This window comes from Brevundimonas sp. 357 (assembly GCF_003938605.1).
Lineage (GTDB): Bacteria > Pseudomonadota > Alphaproteobacteria > Caulobacterales > Caulobacteraceae > Brevundimonas.
The window spans coordinates 1-13,183 of the sequence record NZ_RHWX01000005.1; the positions used below are offsets into that span (position 1 = coordinate 1).

The window sequence follows — 13,183 nt, forward strand, 5'->3', positions numbered from 1 at the left end:
CGCCCGCGCGGCCCAGGCGGCGGCCGCGGCTGCTGCTGCGGCGGCGCCGACGGTCACGGCCCCTGCCGCCGCTCAGACGCCGTCCGCCGCCCCGCCCCTGGCCGGCTGACCTTTTGGCGGGCGAAGGCGCGATCTTTCGCCGCCTGTCGTGGTTTTGCCGCTCTTCCTGTCCTATGTTCCCGGCGTCATGAGCGACCATTCCGAACTCGGCCATATCCGTCCCTGGCGCCACATCGAGCGCCGCAAGAGCCGCCAGATCATGGTCGGCTCCGTTCCGGTCGGCGGCGACGCCCCGATCAGCGTCCAGTCGATGACCAATACGCCGACGACCGACGCGGCGGCGACCCTGGCCCAGATCCGTCAGCTGGAGGAGGCCGGGGCTGACATCGTCCGCGTCTCCTGCCCGGATGTGGAATCGACGGAGGCCTTTAAAACCATCGCGCGCGAAGCCCGCGTGCCGCTCGTGGCCGACATCCACTTCCACTACAAACGCGGCATCGAGGCGGCCCAGGCGGGCGCCGCCTGCCTGCGCATCAACCCCGGCAACATCGGCTCCATCGACCGGGTCAAGGAAGTCGTCCAGGCCGCCCGCGACCACGGCTGCTCCATGCGCATCGGCGTCAACGCCGGCTCGCTGGAGAAGGAGCTGCTGGAGAAGTACGGCGAGCCTTGCCCCGACGCGATGGTCGAAAGCGCCCTGAACCACGCCCGCATCCTTCAGGATCTGGACTTCCACGAGTTCAAGATCTCGGTGAAGGCGTCGGACCCCTTCCTGACGGTGGCCGCCTATCAGCAGCTGGCCGACGCCATCGACTGCCCCCTGCACCTGGGCGTGACCGAGGCGGGGCCGCTGCGCACCGGCACCATCAAGTCGGCCATCGGCATGGGCAATATGCTGTGGTCGGGCATCGGCGACACCATCCGCGTCTCGCTGGCCGCCGATCCGGTCGAAGAGATCAAGGTCGGCTTCGACATCCTGAAGTCCCTGGGCCTGCGTCACCGGGGGGTGAACATCATCGCCTGCCCGTCCTGCGCGCGTCAGGGCTTCAACGTCATCGAGACGGTGGCGATTCTGGAAGAGCGCTTGGCCCATGTCTCGACCGCCATGTCGCTGTCGATCATCGGCTGCGTGGTCAACGGGCCGGGCGAGGCCCTCTATACCGACATCGGCTTCACCGGCGGCGGCAAGGGGGCGGGCATGGTCTATCTGAACGGCAAGATCGCTCACAAACAGGCCAACGACGGCATGATCGACGAGATCGTCGCCCAGGTCGAAGCCAAGGCCGCCGAGCTGGACGCCGCCCGCAAGGCGGCCGAATAGTCGGCGAAACGAGAGGGGGGAGACGATGCTGAAACACGCGATCCTGGCAGCGGCGCTGTTGGCGGGCGCCGCCTGTGCGCCGGCGCCTGAGGCCGAGCTGTCGCCTCGATCCGTCGGCATGGCCAATCCCGCCTCGGCCAACTGTCAGCGCGAAGGCGGCAAGTCGGAAATCCGTCGCGACGCCCAGGGCGGCGAATACGGCGTCTGCGTCTTCGAAGACGGCCGCCAGTGCGAGGAATGGGCCCTGTTCCGCGACAAGCGCTGCGTGGCGCCCAAGGCGGCCGACTGAAGACGACTGAACAATGAAACTCTACATCACCACCCCGTCGCCCTTCGCGCGCAAGGTTCGCATCGTCGCCCGTGAAAAGGGCCTGGCCGACCGGATCGAGGAGATCGTCGTCGATCCCTACGGCAATGCGCCGGAACTGCTGTCGAACAATCCTGTGGTGCAGGTTCCGACCCTGATCGCCGAGGACGGCCTGCCGCTGACCGACAGTCCGGTCATCGCCGAATATCTGGACGCGCTCGGCGCCGGGCCGCGTCTGCTGCCGACCGAGGGGCCGGAGCGCCTGCGGGTCAAGCGACTGGAGACGCTGGGCTGCGGCGCGCTGGAGATGGGCGTCAAACTGGTGCTGGAGAAGCGCCGGCCCGAGCAGGAACGCTCGCCGTCGTGGATCGAACGCTGGACCGTCAACATGGGCCGCGCCCTCGATGCGCTGGAGGCCGCCGCCCCCGACGTCGACGCGCTGGACATGGGCGTGCTGACGGCGGGGATCGCCGTCACCTGGATCAGCTTCCGCCATCCGGACTACGACTGGAAGACGGGCCGCCCGAACCTGGTCGCCTTGCAGGCGGCGCTGGAGCAACGTCCCAGCTTTATCGAGACCTATCCCGTCTGAGGCTCAGTCGGCCGTCGCCTCGAACGGGGACAGAAGACGATAACGCAGGCGGGTGTTGTCCGCATCTATCACCTCCAGCCGCGCGCCGCGAAAGCCGATGACCGCGTCTTCATCCAGGTCGTATTCGACCGTCTGGGTCTGAGCCGGTCCATCGTGCGTCGTCTCGCGATAGAGGAAGCGGACCTTGCCGTCGGCGCGGCCATGATAGATCAGTTCGCGCCGTCGCGATCCGTCGTCGGCCTCCTGGATGCGGATGTCGCGCACCTGGGGCGTCGTGTTCCAGGTCAGGACGCACAGGCCTGGCGTGATGAAGCCGCGTACCGGACCTGACCCGTCATTGGCCCGGCATAGCCCGCCCGAGGTATGGGGCGCGGTCCCCAGCAGGGGATCGCGGGCCGTCATCCGGTCGGAGACGTAGTAGGTGTGGCGTTGGTCGCTCTGTCGCGCCGTCAATTTGCCGGGCGAGATGGTGAAGCGCTTCCTCAGTAAGCCGTCGCCCCAGGTCAGCTCATTGGCCAGGGCCAGGCCCGGCAGGCTGCGCCGCCGTCCTGCCTCGACGGCCGCCTCGCCGACATCGACTTCCGTGACCGTGTTCAAGGCGGGACGGTCGACGGTCTCGATCTGCGGCGCGACTATCTGCGTCGAGGCGCAGCCGGACAGCAATCCTCCAGCCATGACGCAGGCCGTGAGGTCGATCATCCATGTACGCATCCCGTCGCCCCGACCTGTTGCATGCGACAGTCGGCCAGCGATCCGCGCCTCTGTCAATGATCAGTGTTAGGTGAGGAGTTGGTAGCCTTGGAAGGCCGCCAGCACGATCAGCAGGCCTCCCACTGCATAGGTCAGAGCCTTGCGCGGCGCCATCTTGACGATCAGCCCGGCGAAGGGGGCGGCGATCAATCCGCCGACCACCAGTCCGCCCACTGCGGCGGCGTGGTTCTGCAAGGCGCCCGCCTCTTCCCAGTGGCCGGTGATCAGCGCCCAGACAAAGGTGGCTGATATGGCGACGGTCAGGAAGAACTCGGCCGTGTTCACCGTACCGATGGCCTTGCGCGGCTCCTGTCCGGCGCCGACCATGGTTGATGAGACCGTCGGTCCCCAACCGCCGCCGCCGACCGCGTCCAGAAAGCCCCCGATCAGGCCCAGCGGGCCGGTGACCCAGGCGGGCAGGTGGCGCGTCGGGATGTCATGCCCGGCCCGCCACAGAATCCACGCCCCGACCAGGGCCAGATAGCCGACGATGAAGGGTTTGATCACCGCCGCCTCCAGTCCTGTCAGCACATAGGCCCCCAGCACCCCGCCGATCACGCCGGCGACAGCCAGGGGCAGCAACAGCCGCCACTCCACGTTCTTGTGCCAGGCGTGGCTGCCTGCGGACGCGGCGGTGGTGAAGATCTCAGCAGCGTGGACGCTGGCCGATGCCGTAGCCGGGGGCACGCCCAGCGCCAGGAGTACGGAAGAGGATATGACGCCGTAGGCCATGCCTAGGGCCCCGTCGACAGCCTGCGCCAGGACACCGACCAGCAGGAACAGGAAGAAGGTATCCATTCACGCCTCGGTCGGCTGTTGTTGAAGGCCATCAGGCGCAGGTCGCGGCCCGGCTGGCAATGGTTGTCGTGATCGGGTCAGGCCTGATCCAGGCGCGCGAGGGCGTTCAGCACGTCGCGGCCGCGATAGGGCTTGATGACCATGGCCGCCGCCAGTTCGGCGTTCTGGGCCGCGGCTGTCACGTCGCCGGAAAGGAAGACGACGGGCACGCCCCAGCGCGCCTTCAGACGACGCGCCAGATCGACGCCTGTCGCAGCGCCCGACAGGTTGATGTCCAGCAGGGCCACGTCAATGGGATGAAGAGCGGTGGCCGCCTCGGCTGCTTCGGCGCTGTGGAAGGGGCCGATGACCCGATGGCCGGCGGCGTCCAGGGCCTCGGTCAGGTCGATTGCCGCTTCGGCGTCGTCCTCGACCAGCAGGACGGTCAGGGGATCGGCCTCGGTCGTCGCCGCAGGTTCGACGGGCATGCGGTCGACGGCGGGGGTTTGGCGCACCAGAACGGCGCGGACATAGGGCCACAGTTCGGCGGCGGGCCGTTCAGCGTCCAGATCGAAGATCTTGGCCAGGGCCTTCAAGTCCTTCTCGGCGTCCGGGCTCACGGGGGCGCCGCCCGCAGTCAGCAGGCCGTCATAGAGCGCGCACAGGCGCGCGACGTCGGCGCCCGGCGCAGGGCCCGTCGAGGCCCCATCCAGGGGCTTTTCATGGGTCATGCCCTGTCTCCAATTTTGTTTCAGCCCCGTGGAGCTAGGGGTTTTGCAGATGCGAAGGAACCGGCCTGACGGGCTTGTGACGGCTGTTCACGATTGCTCCATGAGCGCGTGTAGAGGCGTTTTTATCGACACGGCGCCGCGTCGCGGGTAAGGCTCCGCGCTCGATTTTCTCAGCAAGGATACGCCGTTGCGACTGCCTCAGGCCCGGCTCGATCAGGTGCTCGACCGCTTCCATCAGGTGGAGGCGCGCATGGGCGCGGCCTCGGACGGCGCCGAGATCGTACGCCTGTCCAAGGAGCACGCCGAGCTGAAGCCGGTGGCCGACGCGGTCCAGGCCCTGGCCCGCGCCCGGGCCGAGGCCGACGACCTCAAGGTGATGGCCGCAGACCCGGAAATGGCCGCCCTGGCCGCCGATGAACTGGACGCCCTGACCGAGCGCCTGCCGGGCCTGGAGCGCGAAGTCGCCCTGCTGCTGGCCCCGCGCGACGCCGATGAAAACGCCTCGGCCGTACTGGAAGTGCGCGCCGGCACCGGGGGCGACGAGGCGGCCCTGTTCGCGGGCGATTTGTTCCGCATGTATTCGCGCTACGCCTCCGCGCGCGGCTGGCGGGTCGAGATCGACAGCGCCACCGAGGGCGACGCCGGCGGCTACAAGGAGATCATCGCCACTGTGACGGGCGACGGCGTGTTCGGCCGCCTGAAGTTCGAGAGCGGCGTGCACCGGGTCCAGCGCGTACCGACGACCGAGGCGGGCGGACGCATTCACACCTCGGCGGCCACAGTCGCCGTCCTGCCCGAGGTCGAGGACGTCGAGATCGAGATCCGCGACCAGGACATCCGCATCGACACTTATCGTTCGTCCGGCGCGGGCGGCCAGCACGTCAACAAGACCGACTCGGCGGTGCGCATCACCCACCTGCCGACCGGGATCGTCGTCACCTCGTCCGAGAAGTCGCAGCACGTGAACCGCGACAAGGCGATGAAGAATCTGCGCGTGCGCCTCTACGACATGCAGCGGCAGGCCAAGGACGCGGCTCGCTCGGATGCGCGCAAGTCGCAGGTCGGTTCGGGCGACCGGTCCGAGCGCATTCGCACCTACAACTTCCCGCAGGGGCGCGTGACCGATCACCGCATCGGCCTGACCCTGCACAGTCTGCCGCAGATTCTGGAAGGCGAGATCGATCCTCTGCTGAACGCTCTGATCGCCGAGGACCAGGCCGCGCGCCTGGCCGACCTGGAGGCCGAGTTCGCCTAGGGCGTCGCTTCAGGGCCGCTTCGTCCTGGTGCGACGTCGCAGCACCCGATCGCCCAGGCTTTCGGCGTACTTCAGCGTATAGGCCAGGGCGGCCGGATTGCCGCGCCGTGCGCCCACGGAATCGGCCATCACCGCCCCGCGCTCGCCGATGGGCCGGGGCGCGCCGATGGTGGTGTCGATGGCCGTCTGGTGCTCGATCTCGGCGTTCAGCCGAGCGCCCATCAGGATCACCTGCACCGAGATCCAGGTCCACAGCAGGAAACCCATGGCGGCCGCCAGCGGGCCATAGGAATCTGTGCGCACGAAGGTGGTCAGGAACCAGCTGAACAGGAAGGAGACCAGCAGGCTCATCGTCGCTGCGAACAGCGCCCCCGGCGTCAGCCAGCGCCAGCGCGCCCGCGCCCGGCTGGGCCCCAGTCGATAGATCAGGGCCAGCGCCCCTGCATAGCCGAAAAACAGCAGCGGCCAGCGCAGCGGAGCCAGATAGGCCCATTCGTCCTCAAGGCCGAACACCGCCAGCACTACCGGCACCCCGACCACCAGTGTCGAGCTCAGCAGCACCGCCGCCATCGCTGAGACGGTGAAGCCCATGCACATCAGGTTGTAAACGACGATATTGCGCCGCTCGACCTCATGATAGGCGAGGTTCAGGCCGTAGAAGAGGGTCTTTACGCCGCCGTTGGCCGCCCACAGCGTCAACAGCAGGGTCCAGGCCAGGGTGAAGGTCAGTTGTCCGGTCGAATTGCCCGCCAACCGCGTCATCTCCGTCCCCAGAAACTGCGCCACGTTCGCCGGCAGCACCTCATAAAGGAAGCTCAACTGCCCCCAGGCGTCGGCCGGATCGGCGAACAGACCGTAGATGGTGACGAAGGCGCCCAGCGTTGGAAACAGGGCCAGCAGCATGAAGAAGGTCACGCCTCCTGCGACGAAGCCGACGCGGTCGCCGAAATAGCCCATGACGGTGCGCCACAGAATGTCGACCCAGCCCTTGTGCGGAATCTGCCTCGGCCGCTGGGCCAGACGGCCGCGACCCGGCTCCTTGTCGTCATAGTCTTCGGGCGTCGGATCGCGCGGGGGCAGGGGCTCGGGCCGCTCGGGCCGCAGCTCCAGGCCGAAGCGATGGCCTTGAGTATAGAGCAGATGCGCCGCCGTCGCCCCCGTCGCCAGTCCGCCCGCCGCAGCGGCCAGATAGCGCAGCAGTCCGCCCGTCGCGTCGTGTGATCCCCGCGCAGCCCGACGTTTTCCGACGCGCGGCGCGCGATGATTCGACCGTGGTTTCATCCCCATTCGCCCTTCAACGGCCACGCTGCCTGGCCGTTCCGTCTTGAAATCATGCGTCACAGACCCCAATCACCGGGGATGTCTGATCAGAACACCCAACCGACTCTGCTGACCGCCTGGAAAGGCGCCCAGGCGCGCCTGAAGGCCGCTGGTATCGACAGCCCCTCCATCGACGCCCGCATTCTGCTGGAGACGGCGACCGGAGCGGGGCGCGTGGATATTCTGAACGATCCCTATCGACTGGTCACGCCGGAACAGGCGCAGGCGCTGGAAACCCTGGTCGAGCGACGTCTGCGGCGCGAGCCCGTGTCGCGTATCCTGGGCCGCAAGGGGTTCTGGAAGATCATGCTGAACGTCACGCCCGACGTGCTCAGCCCGCGGCCGGACACCGAGACCCTGCTGGATGTCATCGTCCGCGCCTTTCCGCCGCACAAGGCGTTCGACATGATCGATCTGGGCACCGGCTCAGGCGCCATCCTGCTGGCGACGCTGGCCGAGCGATTCGGCGCGCGCGGCGTCGGCACCGATATCTCGTCCGAGGCCATCGCCGTGGCGCGCGAGAACGCCGCCAACCTGGATTTGAACAGCCGCTGCACCTTCCTGCGTACGGACTGGGCGACGGGCTTCGCTGACGACAGCTTCGACCTGGTGGTGTCCAATCCGCCCTACATCCCGAGCGGCGATATCGCCGGCCTGGATCCAGAGGTGCGCGATCATGACCCGCATCTGGCGCTGGACGGCGGCCCGGACGGGTTGCAGCCCTATCGCGACCTGGCGCCCGAGATTGCGCGCATCCTGCGCCCGAACGGCATCTTCGCAGTCGAAATCGGCTGGGATCAGGGCGAGGCGGTCAAGGCCTTGTTCGAGGCGGCGGGCTTCACCGACGTGAAGGTGGTCAAGGATCTGGGCGACCGCGACCGCGTGGTCACCAACGGCCCGGATCCGCGCGTGGAGCCTATCCCTGAAGCTGAAGCGCCGATGCAATAAAAACCCTTGGCAAAGCGTCTCTGTGCGCGCTAAGTTCGTGGTGTTCCCCACTCAGACGCATTCTTTTCGAGCAGGTTCGCTCGCTTAAGCGCATCGGAGTTCAGTGACGGTCGCGTCCCTAGGACGGACGCGGCGGACCACGGGGAGCGCACGGTTTTCCGAACAGCTCGCACCGGGGATTGGCCCCGAACGAACGGAACGACGAACAGGGCCCCGACCGTCTCCACGACGGCGGCCCGCACCAGCACGGTAAGCTCCGATGAGAGATTTCAAGGGCATGAAGCGTCAACGCGGACGCAACCGTAAGCCCGGCGGCGGCAATAACGCCAACGCGACCAATCCGAACCGCTCGTGGGACTCGCAAGGTCCAGAGAATATCAAGGTCCGCGGCAACGCCCAGACCGTCTATGAACGCTACATGCAGCTGGCGCGTGACGCCGCGGCCGCCGGCGACCGCGTTCTGGCTGAGAACTACACCCAGCACGCCGAACACTATTTCCGCGTCCTGCGCGCGCTTCAGCCGCAGCGTTCAGTGAGCGAAATCGCTCAACGCGAGCAAGCGGGCCAAGGTTTCGATATCGACTTCGAGGACGAGTCCGGCGCACAGGCGGCAGCCATCATCGCCGCCCAGCAGGCTGAAGAACGCCGCGTCGAGGATGAAGCTCGCCGTCAGGCCGAACGCGCCGAGCGCGAGGCCAATCGTGACCGCGATCGTGATCGCGACCGGGATCGTGACGGCTCCGACCATGGCGGCGCCGACAGCGAGGGCCGAGAAGGCGGTCGTCGCGAAAGTCGCCGCGAACGCTGGGAGCGTCGTCGCGACGAACGCAATCGCCGCTTCGAAAACACCGAGGGCGAGCCTGGCGTCGCCGCCGATGACGAAAACGCCGCGCAGGGCGAAGATCGTCCGACCGAGGTCGTCGCATCGAGCGATGAGACGACGGTTGAGCGTGCGCCGCGCGCTCCTCGTGCGCCGCGCCGTCCGCGCGGGGGAGCTGAGGATGAGGCCGTACAGTCGACCGACGACGCCGCCGCCTTGCCGGGCTTCCTGACACGTCCCATCACCGCTGAAGACGGCGCCTCGGTTGAACAAGACGCCCCGCCCGCACCCAAGCGCCGTACGCGTCGCAAGGCCGAGCCGGCCGTCACCGACGACGAAGGCTGAGCGCGCTCTATTCTACTAAAGCGAGCGCCTACAGAAAAATACAACCTTTGATCGGCCATCCTTCTTTTGACGGGAGGATGGCCGATGGAATTCGTTGTGCTGATTCTGGCTCTCGGCCTCGCGACGGGCGTCGCCGGGCTCAGGCTGTCGTTCGGGGCCCATGGCCGCATTCGCGCGGCGCAACGTCTGCATGATCGCCAGATGGACGGCGCGCGACGTCGGATCGTCCAACTTGAAGCGGCCCTTGTCGATGCGGACGCGATTCGAATGCGGGCGCAGGATAGCGCTTTGCAGGGACGTCGGCGCCATGCTGATCTGATGGCCGCCGTCAGCCGCCAGATGCGCTCCCCGCTGGAGGGGGTTCTCGGCTTTTCCGACCTTCTGCGCCTGAACGCGGCGGGGGAGCCGCTCAGTCACCGTCAGCGGCAGGCGGTCGAGCGGATCCGCGAAGCCGCCGCCCGGCTGCTGATCCTGGTCGAGGGCATGAACACACTGGCAGGCGCCGAGCGACCCGTCCCAGCCGTGCTTCAAGCCGTCGATCCCCTGCTGCTGGCGCACAAGGTCTGCCTGGCTTTCGAGATAGAGGCGACGGCGGCCGGAGTGTTACTGACCCTGCCCGAGCCGAAACCGGGTCTGACCGCCCTAGCGGACCCTGAACGGCTGACGCGCATCCTCTCCGCCCTGATCGCCAACGCCGTGCGCCACAACCGTCCAGGCGGAACGGTGACGATCGAGGGGCGCCGCGTCGGAGCCGAAATACAGGTGACGGTGCGCGATAGCGGCCCCGGTCTATCATCGGCGCAGCTTGAAACGCTGTTCGAGCCTTTCACCCTTCCGGCGATCGCAGCGGGGCGGGTTTCAGGTGCGGGCCTGGCCGCCGCCAGAGGGTTGGCCGAGGCTATGCAGGGGCGTGTCGAAGCCGAGAGCGTTGAAGGGCAGGGCGCGGCCTTCACCGTCAGCCTGGCTGCCGCACTCGCCGCGCCATCCGACGCCGCCGGCCGTTCCGAGGGGCTGTTGGCGGATCTGCCGCGCATGCCGTCGGGCGTGCTTCTGTACATCGCCCGCGACGCGGCGGCGGTGGCTTTGATGCGACGCCTGACGCAGGACTTCGACGGGCTTCAGCTCCATGTCGCGGCGTCCGTGGACGAGGGCGCGGCGCTGGCGCGCGACCTGCGACCGGACGCTCTCATCCTTGATCTGGATCTGGCGGAGGACGGGGGCGCGGCCTTTCTGAAGACCGTGCGCACGGATCCGACGCGACGCCCGACGCCGGTCCTTGCCCTGACTTCGGACGCGCAGGCTTTGTGCGCCGACGGCGTCGCGGAGCTGCTTCGACGGCCGGTTTCCTTGGCAGACCTGACCGCGACCCTGGCCAGGTTGCTGAATCAGTCCGCAACGGAGTTTTGCGACGCGAGGGTGGCGCGTACGACGTCATAAGTCGGTGCGCAGGGTTGACGCGGCGGGCCATGGCGGCTTCCTAGAGAAATGGGGCTTTCGATCCCTGTCGCGAGGGAAACCGATATGCAGCGCGCGCCGATCCGTTCTTTCCGGCCGACTCTATTGCGAAGCAGCCTGTCGGCGTTTGCGCTTTCAGCCTTGGTCGCCGCCTGCGCCACGACGCCCCCACCGCCGCCGCCGCCGCCGATCCCCGTCGCGCCCGAAGCTCCTGTGGGCGCGGTGCTGGACGATTGGCGCGGGGTCATCACGGCGGCCGATCGTGACCGTTATCAGCGCCGCGCCGCCGCTTGGTCTCTGGCTCTGGAGCAGGCCAAACGACAGCCTGGCTCGGGCGACCTGGCGGCGCTGGGCGAATTGATCGACCCGGAGGCGGCTCGTCCCTCGGTGATCCCGCCGGGCGGAAATTATCGCTGCCGCACCGTCAAGCTGGGCTCGCAGGGCGGCGAGGCGGGGCTGGGGTATGTCGTCTATGGCTGGTTCGCCTGTCGGATCGAGAACACCGCCCAAGGCCTCAAGCTGACCAAGCTCAGCGGCTCCCAGCGTCAGGCGGGCCTGCTCTTCCCGGAGAGCGATCGCGAGATGGTCTTCCTCGGCTCCATGGCTCTGGCCTCCGAACCGGGCGCGCGCGCCTATGGTCAGCGTCCGGAGCGTGACATGGTCTCGGTGCTGGAGCGCATCGGTGAAAACCGTTGGCGCCTGGTCACGCCCTGGCCCGCCAATGAATCCAACCTCGACATACTGGAGTTGGTCCCGGCCCCGGCGACAGCCCGCCGTCGTTGAGCGATGGGAACTTGATCGACGCGGCTTGACCGGAGACGACCGGAGCCGCCACCTTGCGGCTCCCTCTCTTTCAACATCAGGACAAGCCCATGCGCGGCGTCGGCCTCACGCTCGGATCCATCATCGCTATCGCTGTTGTCCTGGCGGTCGTGCTGATCGGCTTTCCGACCTACAATGTCTATTCCAAGCAGATGGCGGGCAAGGCGGCCTATGAGGAGGCGGTGCAGAACCGTCGTATCCGCGTGCTGGAAGCCCAGGCCGCCTTGGATTCGGCCAAGCTGACCGCCGCCGCCGAGATCGAGCGCGCCAAGGGCGCCAATGAGGCCAACCGCATCATGGCGGAAGCTCTCGGCGGTCCCGAAGCCTATCTGCGTTGGTCCTACATCAACATGCTGCAGGAAACCGCAGGCAAGGAAGGTCGCCAGACCATCTACATCCCGACCGAGGCGGGCATGCCGATTCTTGAGGCCGGTCAGCGGCCTGCGGCGCGGTGAGGAGCGGTTCCGATGGCGAGGGGCTTGCTTTTCAGCCGGCCAACCGCTCCAGCACTGTGGCGATGACGCGCTCATAGGCGTCGGTCAGGGCGCGCAGTTCGGCCTCGGGCACGCGCTCGTCGACCTGGTGCATGGTCTGGCCGACCAGACCCAGCTCCAGCACCGGACACAGGGCGCGGATGAAGCGGGCGTCGGAGGTGCCGCCGGTGGTCGAGGCCTCGGGACGGCGGCCCAGCACGGCCTCCACCGCGTCCTGCACGGCGCCGACGAAGACGCCGGGTTCAGTCAGGAAGGCCTCGCCCGAGCACATGTGCTCCAGCTCGATCCGCAGACCGGTCTCGGCCTGAAGCGCGCCCGCCTCGCGGTTCAGCCAGTCGATCAGGCCGTCGCCGGTGTGGGTCGGGTTGAAGCGGATGTTCAGCCGCGCCTTAGCCTCGGCCGGGATGATGTTGGTCGCCGGATTGCCTACGTCGATGGTGGTGATCTCCAGGTTCGACGGCGGGAACTCGGGATAGCCCTCGTCGAGGACGTGGGCGTCGAGCTGGGCCAGCAGCCGGGCGATGACCGGGGCCGGATTGGCGGCGCGATCGGGATAGGCGACGTGGCCCTGCTTGCCGAAGACGGTGATCCAGGTGTTCAGCGAGCCGCGCCGCCCGACCTTGATCATGTCGCCCAGGTGGTGGGCCGAGGACGGCTCGCCGACCACGCAGGCGTCGATGACCTCGCCCTCGGCGGCCAGGGTCTGGACCACCCGCTTGGTGCCGTGCAGGGCCGGGCCTTCCTCGTCGCCGGTGATCAGGAAGGACAGGGAGCCTTCGATTTCGCCTTGGGCGAGCACGCGCGAGACGGCGGCGACCCAGGCGGCGATGCCGCCCTTCATGTCCACGGCGCCGCGGCCGTACAGGACGCCGTCGCGGGTTTCGCCCTCGAACGGTCCGGCGCTCCAGGCCTTCAGGTCGCCGATCGGCACCACGTCGGTATGGCCGGCGAAGCAGAGGTTGGGCGAGGCCGTCCCGCGCCGGGCGTAGAGGTTCTCGATCCGCGCGTCGTGGCCCACGCCGCTCGGCCCCTCGAACACCATGCGGCGGCAGGTGAAGCCCAGGCCGGTCAGGGCGCGCTCCAGCACGTCCATGGCCCCTTCGTCGGCGGGGGTGACGGACGGGATGCGGATCAGGTCGCGAGTCAGTTCGACAGGATCGATGACGGAATGTGATGCGGCGTTCATGAGGCTATTGCTTTAGGCATATCCCGCATCCGCGAGAAGGCCCGACGGCCGCGACAGCGC

14 protein-coding genes are annotated in these 13,183 nt (G+C 67.8%); 9 read left to right on the plus strand and 5 right to left on the minus strand.

Annotated elements, in window-relative coordinates; all coding sequences use genetic code 11:
- Window positions 1-187 precede the first annotated feature (187 nt).
- Genes ispG through EGK63_RS05615 form a run of 3 tightly spaced genes read left to right on the plus strand, consistent with a single transcriptional unit; the run spans window position 188 to window position 2,220 of the window.
- On the plus strand, window positions 188-1,321 hold the full coding sequence (ispG, locus tag EGK63_RS05605) for a flavodoxin-dependent (E)-4-hydroxy-3-methylbut-2-enyl-diphosphate synthase (RefSeq protein WP_125900327.1): 1,134 nt from the start codon (window positions 188-190) through the stop codon (window positions 1,319-1,321).
- Window positions 1,322-1,346: 25 nt separating this feature from the next.
- Window positions 1,347-1,610 carry a DUF333 domain-containing protein gene (locus EGK63_RS05610; RefSeq protein WP_125900328.1) on the plus strand — a complete coding sequence of 88 codons (264 nt, stop codon included), beginning with the start codon at window positions 1,347-1,349 and terminating at the stop codon, window positions 1,608-1,610.
- A 13-nt stretch (window positions 1,611-1,623) separates the two neighbouring features.
- A complete protein-coding gene (locus EGK63_RS05615) occupies window positions 1,624-2,220 on the plus strand; it encodes a glutathione S-transferase N-terminal domain-containing protein (protein ID WP_125900329.1) in 597 nt (198 codons plus the stop codon).
- A 3-nt stretch (window positions 2,221-2,223) separates the two neighbouring features.
- On the opposite strand, the gene EGK63_RS05620 is transcribed toward EGK63_RS05615, so the two are convergent.
- The 3 genes from EGK63_RS05620 to EGK63_RS05630 all read right to left on the minus strand — a co-directional run bounded on the left by EGK63_RS05620 (window position 2,224) and on the right by EGK63_RS05630 (window position 4,478).
- Window positions 2,224-2,919 carry a hypothetical protein gene (locus tag EGK63_RS05620; protein WP_125900330.1) on the minus strand — a complete coding sequence of 232 codons (696 nt, stop codon included), beginning with the start codon at window positions 2,917-2,919 and terminating at the stop codon, window positions 2,224-2,226.
- A 78-nt stretch (window positions 2,920-2,997) separates the two neighbouring features.
- Window positions 2,998-3,768 (minus strand): sulfite exporter TauE/SafE family protein, encoded by a 771-nt coding sequence (locus EGK63_RS05625; RefSeq protein ID WP_125900331.1) that lies wholly within the window; start codon window positions 3,766-3,768, stop codon window positions 2,998-3,000.
- 77 nt (window positions 3,769-3,845) lie between these two features.
- Window positions 3,846-4,478 carry a response regulator gene (locus EGK63_RS05630; RefSeq protein WP_125900332.1) on the minus strand — a complete coding sequence of 211 codons (633 nt, stop codon included), beginning with the start codon at window positions 4,476-4,478 and terminating at the stop codon, window positions 3,846-3,848.
- 187 nt (window positions 4,479-4,665) lie between these two features.
- Between EGK63_RS05630 and prfA the strand changes: the two genes are divergently transcribed.
- Complete coding sequence (gene prfA, locus EGK63_RS05635; protein ID WP_125900333.1) at window positions 4,666-5,733, plus strand: peptide chain release factor 1; 1,068 nt, start codon at window positions 4,666-4,668, stop codon at window positions 5,731-5,733.
- A gap of 9 nt (window positions 5,734-5,742) precedes the next feature.
- Here the strand turns inward: prfA and EGK63_RS05640 are convergent, their stop codons facing one another.
- Window positions 5,743-7,014 carry a YihY/virulence factor BrkB family protein gene (locus tag EGK63_RS05640; protein ID WP_243637589.1) on the minus strand — a complete coding sequence of 424 codons (1,272 nt, stop codon included), beginning with the start codon at window positions 7,012-7,014 and terminating at the stop codon, window positions 5,743-5,745.
- Between the two features lie 78 nt (window positions 7,015-7,092).
- On the opposite strand from EGK63_RS05640, the gene prmC reads away from it, so the two are divergent.
- The 5 genes from prmC (at window position 7,093) to EGK63_RS05665 (ending at window position 11,898) form a co-directional block, all read left to right on the plus strand.
- Entirely contained in the window at window positions 7,093-8,001 is a 909-nt protein-coding gene (gene prmC, locus EGK63_RS05645; RefSeq protein WP_125900334.1) for a peptide chain release factor N(5)-glutamine methyltransferase, read from the plus strand.
- Between the two features lie 277 nt (window positions 8,002-8,278).
- The gene (locus EGK63_RS05650; protein ID WP_234287862.1) at window positions 8,279-9,166 is read left to right on the plus strand and encodes a DUF4167 domain-containing protein; all 888 of its coding nucleotides are present in this window, start codon (window positions 8,279-8,281) and stop codon (window positions 9,164-9,166) included.
- An 84-nt stretch (window positions 9,167-9,250) separates the two neighbouring features.
- Window positions 9,251-10,603 carry a hybrid sensor histidine kinase/response regulator gene (locus EGK63_RS05655; RefSeq protein ID WP_125900336.1) on the plus strand — a complete coding sequence of 451 codons (1,353 nt, stop codon included), beginning with the start codon at window positions 9,251-9,253 and terminating at the stop codon, window positions 10,601-10,603.
- A gap of 159 nt (window positions 10,604-10,762) precedes the next feature.
- Window positions 10,763-11,404: a DUF4893 domain-containing protein gene (locus EGK63_RS05660; protein ID WP_243637590.1), complete on the plus strand. Its 642-nt coding sequence runs from the start codon at window positions 10,763-10,765 to the stop codon at window positions 11,402-11,404.
- An 89-nt stretch (window positions 11,405-11,493) separates the two neighbouring features.
- Window positions 11,494-11,898 (plus strand): hypothetical protein, encoded by a 405-nt coding sequence (locus tag EGK63_RS05665; RefSeq protein WP_125900338.1) that lies wholly within the window; start codon window positions 11,494-11,496, stop codon window positions 11,896-11,898.
- A 31-nt stretch (window positions 11,899-11,929) separates the two neighbouring features.
- Here the strand turns inward: EGK63_RS05665 and dapE are convergent, their stop codons facing one another.
- Window positions 11,930-13,123: a succinyl-diaminopimelate desuccinylase gene (dapE, locus tag EGK63_RS05670; protein ID WP_125900339.1), complete on the minus strand. Its 1,194-nt coding sequence runs from the start codon at window positions 13,121-13,123 to the stop codon at window positions 11,930-11,932.
- Window positions 13,124-13,183: the final 60 nt, after the last annotated feature.